Raw genomic sequence first — 15,627 nt, 5'->3', positions numbered from 1 at the left:
ATAATTATAGCAATTTGCTAACTATTTTCTTTGCTGATTACTGATTTTACATTTCAACATAATTGCTTGCCTGTTGAACTAACATATCTATCACTTCTTTTACAGGCTTTTCTCTATCAACCATGCCAACACTTTGACCGGCCATTAAAGATCCTGTTTCAACATCTCCATCAATTACTGCCCTTCTTAAAGCTCCAGCCCAGAACTTTTCTATTTCAAGCTGCCCATCTTCTTTTGAGATTTCTCCATTTTGATATTTATCAATAATGTCTCTTTGATGCTCCATAAAATCGTCACTTGCTTTGTTAACTATAGCCCTTACTGGAATTACAGGGAAATCAGCACTAATCTGCACAGAAGATACAGCATTACGCGCAGCTGATTTGATGAATACTTCTTTAAAATTTTTGTGAGCGATTGACTCATTCGTGCAGACAAATAATGTACCTATTTGACAGCCACTTGCTCCCATTTCTAGGTAGTTCACTATCATTTCACCTCTTCCTATTCCACCTGCAACAAACACCGGTGTTTTCTCATTTTTAAAATGAGGTAATATCTCCTGTGCGAGAACAGAAGTGCTAACAGGACCGATATGTCCTCCTGCTTCCATACCTTCTATTATTAACGCATCTACTCCCATTTTTACTAACCTTTTCGCGAGGCTTAATGCTGGTGCAAAACACATAACTTCAATGCCCGCACTCTTGATTTTTTCTATATTAGGCTTCGTTGGTAGTCCACCTGCAAGCACTATATGGCTTACTTTCGTTTCAATGCACACATCTATCAACTCACTCAACTTTGGGTGCATAGTAATTAGATTCACACCAAATGGTTTGTTAGTTAATTTCTGTGTCTCTATGATTTCTTTTTTCAGTAAGTCTGGAAACATTGCACCGCAAGCAATCACGCCAAATCCACCAGCATTTGAGATTGCTGAAACTAAATTTCTCTCTGAAACCCAGCTCATAGCGCCACCCATTATGGCAAACTCACTACCGAGAAAATTTGTTCCTTTTTTCCAGAGGCTACTTAACATATAACCTATATCATACGTTTAAAAATGTTTTGTTTATCTATAAATGTGTGTTTTAAAGCACCAATTATATGCAAGGCTATAAAGAGTATCATAAAATATGCAAGTATCGAGTGTAACTGATTAGCTGCACTAGCTAGATCTGCATTATGGTTAATTAATAAAGGGATATGAAAAAAATATTTGATCTCTTTGCTAGAAGCAGAAGACATGACATAACCAGATAGTGGCATTAGCACCATCAAAGCATATAAACCAAAGTGTATCGTTTTGCTCGCATTGATTACAAATCGAGAAAAATTGGCTGGTAATGGCGGAACATAAGTAAAGACGCGAAAAAATATACGTACTATAATTAATCCAAGAACGGTGATACCACAAGCCTTATGAACAGCGTATATGCTGAATTTAATTTCACTGCTAATCGGCAAATTTTTCATGTATAGTCCAGAACAAAGCATGCCAATAATAAAAGCAGACATTAACCAATGAATGATCCTTAAACCTAAACTATATTTATTGTCTTTCATTAATTTTGATTACTCTAAAGTAGAATTTATATAGTAGAAAAACTATTTCTCAATCAAAATTATCTATACATAATTTCGCTGCCTTGATCAACATAAGTGCAATAATTGTATGTGACACATAAACATTGTCTATCAGATCATGAAGAAGTGGTGAAGTTTTTGAGAGTTTTTCTATTGTAACGATGAGTTATAGCTTGTACAAGAAGCCTATTGACTTTAAGCACATTTTACCCTATACAATTCCAATACCTTAAGCTACCAAAGCATGCCTGATCTAAAGACAATGATGCTAAATTTTGGTCCTCAGCACCCAGCTGCACATGGGGTGCTACGACTTGTTTTAGAGATGGATGGTGAAGTGATCGAGAGAGCAGATCCCCATATTGGGCTTTTGCACCGTGGCACTGAAAAATTGATAGAACATAAAACATATCTTCAAGCTCTGCCTTATTTTGACCGCCTTGATTATGTGTCGCCAATGTCACAAGAGCATGCATATTCGTTGTGTGTAGAGAAATTGTTGCAATGTGAAATTCCAATTAGAGCAAAATATTTGCGTGTTTTGTTTTGTGAGCTGACAAGAATACTAAATCATTTACTAAATATCTCTTCTCAAGCACTTGATGTTGGGGCGATGACTCCTCTTTTATGGCTCTTTGAAGAGAGAGAAAAAATACTCGAGTTCTATGAAAGGGCCTCAGGTGCAAGATTTCACGCAGCTTATATAAGGCCAGGTGGACTTGCAGCAGATATCCCAGAAGGTTTGGTTGAAGATATTGCAAAATTTATAGAGCAATTTCCAAAGTATATAGATGATGTTGATGAACTTTTAACGGAAAATAGGATATGGAAGCAACGCACTGTAGGAATTAGTGAAATATCAATAAAACAGGCGCTTGATTGGGGCTTTAGTGGACCAATGCTCCGTGCTGCTGGACTTGCTTGGGACTTGCGAAAAAGCCAGCCATATGAGATATATGATCAGTTAGATTTTGATATACCTATCGGCCAAAATGGTGACTGTTATGATCGTTATTTAGTAAGAATGGCAGAGATTAGGCAGTCTGTTAGCTTGGTGAAGCAATGCATAGAGAAGATGCCTGAAGGGTCAATAAAAACTGAAGATAGAAAAATTTCTCCACCGCCAAGAGCAGAAATGAAAGAATCCATGGAGGCTATGATTCATCATTTTAAGCTTTATTCAGAAGGATATCATGTGCCAGAAGGTGAGGCTTATGTGGCTGTTGAAGCGCCAAAAGGCGAGTTTGGAGTATATATAGTTTCAGATGGTACCAATAGACCTTATAGATGTCGAATAAGAGCACCTGGCTTTGCGCATTTACAGGCCTTAGATTTCATGGCAAAAGGACACATGCTTGCTGACATTGCAGCAATTATCGGTTCACTCGATATAGTCTTTGGTGAGATTGATAGGTAATTATTGTAAAATAGTAACTCAACTAATGGTCAATACATCCTCTATTAAAAACTGCACAAATTCATTGCCATTCCAGTAATTCATAGAGATTTTACCCAAAATGGCTTTAACATTACCCTGCATAATAGCAGAGCCAAGCTCAGTATTTGCACAGCGAAACGCAATAGCTTTGACCATAACATTATCGTCAGCAATAAAACATTTTATATGGTCAACTCCTATAACTTCCGGCTTTCTTATCTTTGCTCCTTGAATGATGAATCTCGGTTCAGGATTGCCAACACCAAATGGCTCTAAGCGTTGCAATTGATTCCACAAGGATAAGTTTATTGCTTTAGCTGTTACTATACCATCAGCCTTTATGATTTTGTCATTTGTAGAGTTTGCAAATCTTTCAGTAAAGAAATCATGTAGATCACTTATTTTATCTTCTTCAATCGAAAATCCTGCTGCCATACTGTGACCACCACCTTCAATGATTAGGTTGGTAAATTTTGCAGAAAGAACCGCAGCACCAATATCTACTCCAGAAATTGACCTACAGCTTGCTTTTCCTATTCCATTGTTTAAAGATATCACTATCGTTGGTAAGTGAAACTGCTCTTTTAGTCTTGATGCAATGATACCAATTATTCCCTGGTGCCAATTACCACTTACCATTATAAAATTTACACCTAAGTGGGCAAAATTTTCCGCTTGTGTTGTGGCTTCCAAAATAGCCTCATTTTCTAGCATTTTTCTTGCATTATTCAAATCTATTAGTTTTAGCGCGATTGAATGTGCATCATCATCATCATCGGTGGAAAGCAACCTTGCACCGAGCGATGCTTCTCCAATTCTTCCTCCGGCATTTATACATGGCCCAATACTAAACCCTAATCGCGAAACACTTGGTTTTTCAAGGATTCCCAAAGCGTCAAACAAAACACGTAAGCCAACATTTTTTCTTGCTGACATAACTTTTAATCCTTGTAAAACAAAAGCCCTATTTAGGCCTGTAATCTGCATAACATCGCAAACAGTTCCAAGAGCAACCAAATCCAGTAGATCAAATAAATCTGGTTCTTTTTTGTTGGTAAAAAATCCTTGCTCACGTAGGCTTCTATTAAGAGCAACAATTAGCAGAAATGACACTCCAACTGCTGCAAGATTAGTATAAGGAGAGCTCTCATCAAGGCGGTTGGGATTAACAACTGCTGCAGCACTTGGTAATTTTTCTGTACCAAGGTGATGATCGACAACTATAATATCAAGTCCAAAGACCTTTGCCTCTTCTATCGGTTGATATGCAAGCGTACCGCAATCAACAGAAATACATAAATCAATACCATTCTTTTTAAGTTGTAATAAAGCATCTGTGTTCAATCCATAGCCCTCATCAACACGATCTGGAATATAGATTATAGAGTGTGTTCCAATCGCTCTTAGGTACCTATTAATCAATGCTGATGACGTTGCACCATCAACATCGTAATCACCAAATATTGCAATATTCTCATTATTGTTTATTGCTTTTATTATGTGAGAAACAGCTTTATCCATATCAAGGAGGTGAAAGGGATCTGGTAATAGCGATCTGATTAGTGGGTGTAAGAAGTCATGTGCATTTTCTATGTTAACACCACGAGCAACTAATATTCTTGCTAATATTTCTGGCAACTCAAATCTCTGTATAAGAGTAAAAATCTCCCTTTGATCTGCTTCTTGTAACTTCCACAGTGCATTTGTTATGCTGCGTTTTTCAATATCAAGTAGCATATTTTTTGTAAATAAAACTACTTTACCAGAACTTTTACGCTTGTTCTATAATTGTGTTAGACTTCTGTATAACCTAAAGAAAGATATAGGAGAGTGTCACTCGAAAGGAATCACATTTATTTTGACAAAGAGCATCTGTAAAATCTGATACTTCTTCTTGCATAACATGCTCTTTAATTAGTATTATATCTATATTAGCATATAAGTGTGAATATTATATTTAGTGTAATTACTTTTTGGTATACATAACAAATTTATGCCTGGAAACAGTTTTTGGTTACTCAAACCTTTTCTACCTTTATTTCATATTCTTTAAAGTATTTTTTGCACTTTCTTTATAAAAACCATAGGTACCAATCGGTTTTTAGCTTAAGAATAAAGGTTAAGTATCTGGAATTCTGGACATAAAATCCTCCTGAAAGATTAGAAAGAAAATGCAGCGCACATACAACAGAATTTGAACACGTGCTGAAGAAGATACACTACGTTTTTTTTTGAAAAATTGACTGAAAAGTCTGCAGACGAAGATAGATTTTTGAGCTCTTAAAATACCTCTACTGTTAGAGTAAGGAAAGCGAGAAGGTTTGTCAAGCAATCTTTATTGGCTGTTGTACTAGAATTCAGTTTTTCGTATAATTTGCTAGAATTTGTGTGAAGAATTTTAAATATGAAAGGCCTATATATTAAAACTTACGGCTGTCAGATGAACGTTTATGACTCCATTTTAATGGAGAATATAGTTAAGCCTTTAGGGTTCAACGTTGTTAGTGATGCAGAACAAGCTGATTTGGTGATATTAAATACTTGTCATATTAGAGAAAAGGCAGCAGAAAAGCTTTACTCAGAGCTTGGAAGAATCCATTCATCACAAAAAAATAAGGAAATGACCATAGTGGTGGCTGGATGTGTAGCGCAAGCAGAGGGAGAAGAAGTGTTCAGAAGGGCTCCTTTTGTTGATATTGTTGTTGGTCCGCAGAGTATTCCTGCTTTACCGGAGTTGATAGTCAAAGCAAGTAGAAGTAAAGGTCATGTAATAAACACTGATTTTCCAGAAGTTGCAAAATTCGATAAATTGCCGGATGAATGTTATGGTAGTAATCAAGGGTCTTCTGCGTTTCTTGCTATACAAGAAGGTTGTGATAAATTTTGTACGTTTTGTGTGGTGCCTTACACTCGCGGGGCTGAGTATTCACGATCAGTAAATGAAATATTCCGTGAAACATTAAAGTTAGTTGCAAGTGGAGCAAGGGAAATTACTTTGCTTGGTCAGAATGTCAATGCTTATCATGGGGAGTGTGAGGGAGAAGTGTGGGATTTAGGAAAATTAATTAGTCACATTGCTAAAATTGAAAAGCTAGAAAGAATCCGCTACACAACTTCTCATCCAAGAGATATGCACGAATCTCTCTACTTGGTACATGCGGAGGAATCAAAACTCATGCCGTTTGTTCACCTACCTGTGCAGTCAGGTTCAAATAAAATATTGCATGCAATGAACAGGAAACACACTGCAGAGGAGTATTTGGAAATAATAGACAGATTTCGCAAATTGAAACCTGAAATCGAATTTTCTTCTGATTTTATTGTTGGTTTTCCTGGAGAAACTGAAAAAGATTTTGAGGAAACTATGAAGTTAGTAGAAAAAGTAAAGTACGCTCAGGCTTATAGTTTTAAATATAGCCCAAGGCCAGGAACGCCAGGGGCGGAAAGAAAAGATCAAGTACCAGAAGAGGTTAAAACAGAGCGTCTTCTTTTTTTACAGGAATTAATTAGCAAGCAACAACTTGAATTTAATCAGAGTATGATAGGAAAAACTATTCCTGTTCTATTCAGTGATAAAAAAGGTAAACACCAAAATCAAATTATTGGTAAAAGCCCATATATGCAATCAGTATGCGTTGATGATCCTGACGATAAATACAAAGATAAAATAGTAAATGTAAGGATATTGGAAGCTCGGCAAAATAGTTTGTTGGGATGTGCTTACTAATAGTGATGTTTGTCAATTAGAAAAAAGCACTCCCATGGTCTCATTTAGAAGCACTTTGTGTGTTTTATAAGTTTATAAGCTATCTAGATTTAATCCTTAAAGGACTACAGCTCTCTGTTACGCAATCATATGAGACTTGATATAATAGATTCGCGGGATTTTTTTTCTTTTCCCACTGATAGTGTAATTTTTCAATCTTTCCAGAATTATTATATTCATAAGAAAGTGATCCCCAAACAAAGCTGCTTTTACTATTATTTTTGTTAGCATCATGAAATTTCTGATAAGGCCAACTGTTATTGTCTTTATTCATCTTTAACTTAAGTAAATAAGTCTAATGAATTAATATGTTGTATAATGATGTCAATACCTATCTATGTTTGTAGAAACAGAGTTTTTGAATTTGTAATTTTCCAGAAAGCTCTATATTCTTTGATTTTATCCAGTTAAAATGAATATGAAGTATTATCCTGATACAAGCAGCAGTCCTAATTTTTCATTGCTAGAAAAGGAAATCATAAAATTTTGGCAGGAAAATAAAATTTTTGAGCAGTCAGTTGAGAAACGTTCCAAGGATCATTGTTTTGTATTTTATGATGGGCCTCCGTTTGCAAATGGACTTCCGCATTACGGACACTTGCTTACTGGTTTTATAAAAGATGCATTTGCAAGATATCAAACTATGCTGCAAAAAAGGGTTGAACGCAGATTTGGTTGGGATTGCCATGGGCTACCGGCTGAGATGGGCGCGGAAAAAGAACTTAGAATATCTGGCAGAACTGAGATAGAGAAGTTTGGCATTGAAAAATTCAATAATCATTGCCGTACTTCTGTAATGAAATTTTCATCAGAATGGGAGAAGTATGTAAATAGACAAGCAAGATGGGTAGATTTTCATAATGACTATAAGACTATGGATAAGTCATTCATGGAGTCGGTCATGTGGGCATTTAAGCAGCTTTATGATAAAGGTCTGGTATATGAATCAATACGCGTTGTTCCCTATAGCTGGGCGTGCGAAACTCCACTCTCTAATTTTGAAACAAGGCTTGATAATGCATATAGAGAAAAAATTAGCAAAGCTGTAACTGTTGCTTTTGAACTTTTAGAAAATCCAAAGCAATTTAAACAAAAATGTAGATTACTTGCTTGGACTACAACGCCTTGGACATTGCCGAGTAACCTTGCACTGGCAATAGGAAAAGATATTGAGTATTGTGCAATGTTAGTAAATGGTGAAGTCTGCATCTTTGCTGAAAGTTATTTAGAGAAATTTGTCGGCCACTGTGAACAAAGCAATATTCAATATGAAAACTGTAATACAAAACTTAAAGCGAGTGATCTTGCAGGTCTTTCCTATAAACCACTGTTTGATTACTTTAAAGATACAAAAAATGCGTTCCGTGTTTTCAGTGCTGATTATGTTACAGCAGAAGACGGCACTGGTGTCGTGCACACTGCTCCTGGATTTGGTGAAGAAGATTTTTACCTTTGCCAAAGCCATGATATTCGAGCTGTTTGTCCAATTGATAACGGTGGGAAATTTACTGCAGAAGTTTCAGATTTAACAGGAGTTCATGTTTTTGATGCCAATGATACAGTAATAAAAAAATTAAAAGAGCAGGGGAGTTGGTTTAAGACTGAGCAACATATTCATAATTATCCTCACTGCTGGAGAACTGATACTCCCTTGATCTATCGCACTATGCCTTCTTGGTACGTTGCTGTGACAAAGTTTAAGGGAAGAATGACAGAGCTAAATAAGAGAGTTAATTGGATGCCAAATCATATAAGAGATGGTCAATTTGGAAAATGGCTTGAAGGAGCGCACGACTGGTCTATTTCACGCAATCGATTTTGGGGTACGCCAATTCCTGTGTGGAAATCAGATGATGCAAAATATCCAAGAGTGGATGTATATGGTTCGATAGCAGAACTAGAGCGAGATTTTAATGTTAAAATAGATGACTTGCACAGACCATTTATCGATACTTTGATAAGACCAAATCCTGATGATCCAACAGGAAAATCAGTTATGCGTCGTGTGCCTGATGTGTTTGATTGTTGGTTTGAGTCTGGCTCGATGCCGTTCGCGCAAGTTCACTATCCGTTTGAAAATAAAGAATGGTTCGAGAAAAATTTCCCTGCGGATTTTATCACTGAATATATAGCACAAACAAGAGGATGGTTTTATACGCTTTTTGTGCTTTCCACTGCTTTATTTGATAGTGAGCCATTTAAGAATTGCATATGCCACGGTGTGGTTCTTGATGTGAAAGGTCAGAAATTATCCAAACGTTTGAATAATTATGCAGATCCAATGGAGGTTTTTGACAAATATGGTTCTGATGCGCTGCGTTTTCTTATGCTATCTGGTTCCATTGTTTGCGGTGGTAATTTACTACTCGACAAAGAAGGAAAATCGATACGAGATATTCTGAAGGACGTAATAAAACCTATTTGGAATAGTTATCACTTTTTTACCATGTATGCAAATGCAGATGGAATTAGAGCTGAGGTTTGTAAAGATTATCAAAGTACCATTGATCGCTACATGATTTCCAAATGTTTTGAAGCTGTGGAAAGTATACAAGCTTCTATGAACAACTATAATTCCCAAGAGGCTTGTAAAACCCTGATGAATTTCTTTGAAGTGTTAAATAATTGGTATATTCGTCGTAGTCGTGAGCGTTTTTGGAAAAATGATTTAGATCAAGACAAAACTGATGCTTATAATGTTCTATACACAGTTTTTTATTACATGCTTCGAGCTGCAGCTCCTTTGTTGCCACTCATAACAGAGACTATATGGCAAGGGCTTGAGTACAAAGAAACATCTGTTCATTTGGCTGATTTTCCACAATCAGATAGATATGACAGTGAACTCATTGCCAAGATGGATTTGGTAAGAGAGATATGTAACTCTGCATTATCCATCAGAAATACGTTTAACATGCGCATCAGGCAGCCACTTGGCAGTATGACCATTTATCATAGGTCTTCCTGCGATTTCCTTAAAAATGAATATCAAGAGATAATAAGAGATGAGGTGAATGTAAAAGAACTAGAAATAGTAAGTGAGTTGAAAGAAGTTGCGTCACTAGAGCTAAAACTAAATTTTCCGCTACTTGGTAAGAAGGTTGCAGATAAAATCAAGAAACTAGTTCAATATGTCAAAGAAGAAAAGTGGAGACAAATTGAGAATGAGCAAATATTTCTGGGAGATGAAACAGAGAGCTATACTATAGAAAAAGGTGAGTATGAACTATTATTAAAAGCAAATAGTGAATATTCTTCTGTATTTGATAACAATAAAGGGATTGTTGTTCTGAGTACTGAGCTCAATGATGAACTAATTCTAGAAGGACTCGCGAGAGATGTTGTGAGGCTTATTCAAGAAACTAGAAAACAAGCTGATTTCCATATATCAGATAGAATCAGAGTAATAATTAAAGCAGAAGATGAGAAAATTAAGGAAGCAATAACTACATGGAATAAATATATAAAAGAGCAGACCCTTGCCTTATCTTTGGACACTAATAAAGAGATCGAGGCCGATTTCTATTCTAAGGAATACCAAGGTTTGACAGTTAGTATTAAGTTAATAAAGTTGCAAAATTAGTAATATTTATGCTATACTTAAATTGCTTTAAGTAGGGTGGTGATATGAATCAAGTTGTTGCAGATGGTCATAGAGAAGTTATTGATTTAAATAACAACAGTGATGGTTTAGGTAAAGTAGAATCTATTTTTAATGTTGCTTTGGAAGAGGAAGAAGAGTTTTTTGATGCTATGGAAGATGTTTCTAATGTAGAAGAAGAGAATGATTTAGGTCTTGCTAATTCAGAAGAGGGAGAAGAATTTTTTGATGCTATAAGTCAGCAAGATTGGTTAACTAAACAGGTAGCTGCTTTTAATGTTCCACTCAGTATATTTCATTATAAAGATTACAACTCTGACTTTTTTACTTCCTGGTATAATATATCAAGTAGAATATTTAAAGAGATAAACAGAGCTTGCCCGGAGAAAAAAGTATTAAATTTAGCTCTGTCAGTTTTAATACTTCCTTATATTGCTTTTGTTGCAATGGGGTTAGTCATATACAGTAGATTTAAAGCAGGCAGCAAAACACAAGAAGGTGTAGTGGAAGATAAGGCAAAAAAGAGTGAAACAAGTGTATCGAGAAGATTTGCATACGGTGCTCTTGCTGCAATAGCAATTTTTGTTAATGTGACTGTGCTTGTAGCCTTAATTGTTCCTGCAACAATTGCTTTGGCTACTTTTTATCTTTTAAATAGAGAGTTATCTCACTCTTTAGTTGCTGTTCTTAAAATAAGTATGGGGCGATATTCTAATAAGCACCAAAATATTGAGATATCTTTTCATGAAACGGAGTTTCCTGAACCAAACATTACATGGGATATGGAAATAAAATTTCCACCGCAATTTAAACAACTGCTTAGAGATTTATGTGAAAATGGAAATGATAAATGGTTTAGTGTGAAGCGGGGTTTAGAGCATAATATCATACTGAAATTATCAGCTAGTATCAATTTAAACAATGGTCTTAAGCCCTTGCATAATGAAATTAAGAATGTGATTGCAACTTCAATTCAAGAATTTGCAAAAACTATGGAAGAGCTGGTGAAGCTAGAAAAAGAAGAGATTACACGTGATAAATTGAAGGAATTATTGAACGAATTCAGGTTGAAAGTGGTGAGTAGTATAGGTTCTAAGTTGACAACTCACTTAATAGAAAATGCTTATCAAGTTGCCTTTATACAAGCAATTAAGTTTCAGCAGAATAGACGGGGAGAAGATTTTTCGCTGGAAGATGAGCTAAAAAATACTTTAGTGAAGCAGAAGTTAGAAAGTCAAGGTAAGGAATTACCAAATGAGAAAGAGATGATAATAAAGGATCTAAAAGAAGCAGGAGCAAAAGTGCCAAATGCCCTAGACGATAGTGAGCTTCCTGTATTTAAAGCAGAATGGGAGCGACTTATACAAGAAGGGAAAATAACTAGGAAAACAATAATTGATGTTTATAAGAATACAGATCTTGGAAAAACAGAGGAAGTTCTGAATGATGCTAAAGAAATAATTAAAGATTTAAAAAAACAAGGACAAGTAAGATATACTGGGATACATGAAAAGCTGAAAGCAGTGTATAATGAAGGAAAAAACAACTTAACAAACGATGATTTAAAAAGGAAATTAGAAGGTCTTTTTAAGTTCGAGTATGGTGATCAAGAAGTTGAGCGAAGGCTAGTAAAATCAGTAATGAAAAAAGCAAAGGGTGAGTTAGGCCTATTAGTCATGCTAAGCTTAATAGACCAGTTTCGAGATTTAGAAGAGGAGATAAAAGGTCCTTTGAATGGGGAAAGTTTAGAAGAAGCTTCAGGTAAAGTGAATGATTTTATAGCAAAGATGTATTTAGAAATAACGAAACGTAAAACACAAGATTTGTTTAAAAGTCAAGCAAAGGGTATAGAGAATTCATGTAAGTTATTAGAAAGGGGGGCACCAGATCTAGTAGAAAAGATTAATTCACATCGAGTGAGAATTGAAAAATACTTAAAAAGACCTGAACAACCTATACTATTAAGAAAAATAATAGAAGGGAATAAGGACTTAAATAAGTACTTAGAAGATGAGTGGAATAGAAAAGGAGAAAAGCATCCAAATACGAAATTAATACAGAAGCACTTGAAAAATAACCAAGAAATTCTGAAAGCATTAAAACAGTTAGAATTAGAAGAAAAAGGATTATTGATAAATGAAGAAACAAAAAATGATTATAGAGAAGAACTGGAATCTCGCGAAAAAATAAAGTTTGCAATAATAGAAGATGCTTTACTTAAAGCATTCGAGCATGAAATTTTTGATGAAGAAGCAATTAAGAAGTTATTAGAGGAAGCGGAACTTGAGTACTATTTTGCAGAAAAGTGCATAAAAAGTCCTGTGATTAAGACAAAAGACAATATCAAACATTTTTGTCAAGATTTATTGTCTCCTTTAATAAATAGGTTGGTGGAAAATATAGTAAATAATGTACCAAAAAGTGATAAGAGTTCATGGCTGCAGCCTATAAAAGCTATTAGGACAGGCTTGGGATATATTCAAACAGGTCTTGCCGTTGCAATGCGTGGGGATAAGAGAACAGAAGGAAAAGCGTTGAGTGTGGCACATGATACTCATAAGGAAGTAGAAACATTTCTTCAACATTTTCAATCAAGTTATGAGGAAGTAGGAGTTTTTTTGGGTAATTTATTTTCTGATGATGGAACGACATTTAAAAATGATGTATGGCCTAAAGTAGAAGAGCATTTGCATGGAATGTGGGATAGGTTTTTCAAGGATATTGAATTCAAGATAGGAAATAAATTGGATGAAGTAAACGTGACACAGCAAAATCAGGAAACGGCGATTACGGCTTAATGATGAGCTCTCAAAGTTCCTTCAGTATTTTCACACACTAAGTTGACTATCATATTTGATTCTTTTTGGATTTCCTCTTCAGTTAAAGTGTGAGTTGGAGAGCAGAAAGTAACTGAAAATGCTATAGACATCTTATTCGATTCTATATTGTTTCCATGATATACATCAAATATCAAAACTTCTGTGATGAGCTCTGAGCTTTTTTTCACCATATTGATTATACTGCCTGCTGCTACATCTTTATTTACAATAAATGCAAAGTCGCGTTTTACACTTTGATATTTATAATCGATAAATTTTTTTCTACTTATAGGTAAATTTTCGATATTTTCTAATATCAACTCAAAGCCTACAATTTTTTGTTTGATGTTAAAAAAATCCAATATACTCGGATGCAATTCTCCAAAATAACCAACTATTTTACTTCTAAAAGATAAGGAGCCTGATTTTCCTGGGTGATAATATTCTTTTTCTGCTCTCTCTATTGCTAAATTATCACAATTGACATTAAAAAGTTCCAAAGCTGTTATGAGGTCAGCCTTTGCGTCAAAAATATCTATTTTCCTATCAGTGTTATAGTGGTTTTTCGGCGAATTATTTCCTGATCTAATTCCACTTAAAACGTACTTAGACTGAGCCTCACCATTATAAATTGGTCCAATTTCAAAAATTGCGAGACCAGATATCCCGTGAGCAATATTATCTGCAGTGACTTGCAACAAATTTGGTATGACACTTGGCCTCATTATATTGAAGTTATTATTAAATGGATTATCGATAATGAATAACTTATTCAAGTAACCAAACTTTTCAGCTGTTGATTCACTCATAAAAGACCAAGTTATCACTTCATGAAACCCTCTGCTTGTCATTAAAATGCGCAAATCATCTTGTGTCTCTTCTTCTACTGTAACGTCTTCTGCTAGTTGCTCTTCCTTTATTTTATCATAGCCGTATATTCTTACTACCTCTTCAACTAAGTCAGCAGGTATGGTTACGTCCGGTCTCCAGCTTGGTACTTGTATATTCCAATTACCTTCGGTTTTTTTATCGATACTAAACCCTAGCTTTGTTAAAATATCGAATACCTCATTAGGTGATGCAGATACACTTCCAAGTTTGTTTGCATTCTGATAATCAAAATTTATCTTGGTATAAGCCTTATTCAAATTGCCAGCAGACACTATGCTTGACACTTCTCCGCCACATAAATCCAAAATCATTTTGGCTGCAAGATTGAGTCCATCAAGGGTAAATTCAGGGTCAATTGAACGTGCAAATCTGTAACTTGAGTCTGTGGAGATGCCTAGCTGCCTTGAAGATTTAGTGATGGAGATGGGGTCAAACCAAGCAGACTCTAAAAAGATATCAGTAGTTTCAAGTGTACATTCGCTATACTTGCTGCCCATAATTCCAGCAATTCCATGAACATTTTTATCATCAGAAATAACTCTTATTTCTTTATTTAATGAATATTCTTTACCATTTAAACCAATAAATTTTTCTCCATCATTTGCTTTGCGTACTATGAGCTCACCTTCTATTTTCTTTGCATCATATGCGTGCATTGGGCGGCCAAAAGATATCATGATGTAATTAGTAATATCAACTATTACAGAAATGGAGCGCATTCCTATCGATTCCAATTTATCTTTTAACCATTTTGGGCTTTCTTTATTTTTTACATTGGTGATGTATATTCCACTAATAAAGCTCTCCCCGTCAGTAACTTTGACGTTTACTGGTGAATTTATAGAGCAGGCAAGTCGTGGAATGTTTGAAGCCTTTAACGTTCCAATTCCAGTTGCTGCTAAATCTCGAGCTATTCCATATACGCCTAAGCAATCTCCACGGTTTGGAGTGATGTTTATGTCAATTACAGGATCGCAATTGAAAAATTTATCTCCTGTTTTATAATCATCAGAAAGCTCGATTATTCCTTCACTTTCATCTTGAGTCAGCGAAAGCTCAGAGGCAGAGCAGAGCATCCCTTCACTTAGCACTCCTCGTATTTTTGTAGGCTTAATTGTAAAGTCGCTTTCTGGCAATGTGCTACCAAGAGATGCAAGTACAGTCTTCATGCCTTCTTTAACATTTTTTGCTCCGCAGACTATCTGCAGAACTTTACTTCCATCATTTACTTTACATAATTTTAATTTATCAGCATTTGGATGAGGTGCGACTTCTAATACTTCTGCAACAACAAACCCGGCCAATCTGGAATTGTCGATCACATTCTCTACTTCCAACCCTATGTGAGTTAATTTATCAATAATTTCCTCTAAACTAGCATTGGTTTCTAAGTACTCTAATAACCAAGATAATGTGAACTTCATTTATTTAACAGAAAATAAAAAAGTTATTGTAATGTAAAATATAATGATTTTAAAGCTTGTTGTAGTGAGTAGCTTCTCTAATTGTAAAAAACGAAGGA

9 protein-coding genes are annotated in these 15,627 nt (G+C 35.2%); 4 read left to right on the top strand and 5 right to left on the bottom strand.

What is annotated here, in order from left to right:
• Positions 1-46: 46 nt before the first annotated feature.
• Together CAI20_RS00535 and CAI20_RS00530 are read right to left on the bottom strand one after the other, a co-directional pair.
• On the bottom strand, positions 47-1,042 hold the full coding sequence (locus CAI20_RS00535; protein WP_010402622.1) for an NAD(P)H-dependent flavin oxidoreductase: 996 nt from the start codon (positions 1,040-1,042) through the stop codon (positions 47-49).
• A gap of 5 nt (positions 1,043-1,047) precedes the next feature.
• Positions 1,048-1,569 (bottom strand): cytochrome b, encoded by a 522-nt coding sequence (locus CAI20_RS00530; protein ID WP_007302055.1) that lies wholly within the window; start codon positions 1,567-1,569, stop codon positions 1,048-1,050.
• Positions 1,570-1,834: 265 nt separating this feature from the next.
• On the opposite strand from CAI20_RS00530, the gene CAI20_RS00525 reads away from it, so the two are divergent.
• On the top strand, positions 1,835-3,007 hold the full coding sequence (locus CAI20_RS00525) for an NADH-quinone oxidoreductase subunit D (RefSeq protein ID WP_149168654.1): 1,173 nt from the start codon (positions 1,835-1,837) through the stop codon (positions 3,005-3,007).
• A gap of 18 nt (positions 3,008-3,025) precedes the next feature.
• Here the strand turns inward: CAI20_RS00525 and recJ are convergent, their stop codons facing one another.
• Positions 3,026-4,765, bottom strand: a complete 1,740-nt coding sequence (recJ, locus tag CAI20_RS00520; RefSeq protein ID WP_149168653.1) for a single-stranded-DNA-specific exonuclease RecJ — start codon at positions 4,763-4,765, stop codon at positions 3,026-3,028.
• A 667-nt stretch (positions 4,766-5,432) separates the two neighbouring features.
• Between recJ and miaB the strand changes: the two genes are divergently transcribed.
• Positions 5,433-6,755: a tRNA (N6-isopentenyl adenosine(37)-C2)-methylthiotransferase MiaB gene (miaB, locus tag CAI20_RS00515; protein ID WP_149168652.1), complete on the top strand. Its 1,323-nt coding sequence runs from the start codon at positions 5,433-5,435 to the stop codon at positions 6,753-6,755.
• Between the two features lie 79 nt (positions 6,756-6,834).
• Here miaB and CAI20_RS00510 read toward each other — a convergent pair whose 3' ends face one another.
• Complete coding sequence (locus CAI20_RS00510) at positions 6,835-7,068, bottom strand: hypothetical protein (protein ID WP_246111607.1); 234 nt, start codon at positions 7,066-7,068, stop codon at positions 6,835-6,837.
• Positions 7,069-7,206: 138 nt separating this feature from the next.
• Between CAI20_RS00510 and ileS the strand changes: the two genes are divergently transcribed.
• Together ileS and CAI20_RS00500 are read left to right on the top strand one after the other, a co-directional pair.
• The gene (gene ileS / locus CAI20_RS00505; protein WP_149168651.1) at positions 7,207-10,377 is read left to right on the top strand and encodes an isoleucine--tRNA ligase; all 3,171 of its coding nucleotides are present in this window, start codon (positions 7,207-7,209) and stop codon (positions 10,375-10,377) included.
• Positions 10,378-10,421: 44 nt separating this feature from the next.
• On the top strand, positions 10,422-13,193 hold the full coding sequence (locus CAI20_RS00500) for a hypothetical protein (RefSeq protein ID WP_149168650.1): 2,772 nt from the start codon (positions 10,422-10,424) through the stop codon (positions 13,191-13,193).
• Here CAI20_RS00500 and pheT read toward each other — a convergent pair.
• Positions 13,190-15,529: a phenylalanine--tRNA ligase subunit beta gene (gene pheT, locus CAI20_RS00495; RefSeq protein ID WP_149168649.1), complete on the bottom strand. Its 2,340-nt coding sequence runs from the start codon at positions 15,527-15,529 to the stop codon at positions 13,190-13,192. The two genes, CAI20_RS00500 and pheT, sit on opposite strands and share 4 nt — an antisense overlap.
• Positions 15,530-15,627: the final 98 nt, after the last annotated feature.

The organism is Wolbachia endosymbiont of Chrysomya megacephala (assembly GCF_008245065.1).
In the GTDB taxonomy this organism is placed as follows: Bacteria; Pseudomonadota; Alphaproteobacteria; order Rickettsiales; family Anaplasmataceae; genus Wolbachia.
Note: the sequence above shows the minus strand (reverse complement) of the source record. Positions and strands in the feature narration are given on the sequence as shown.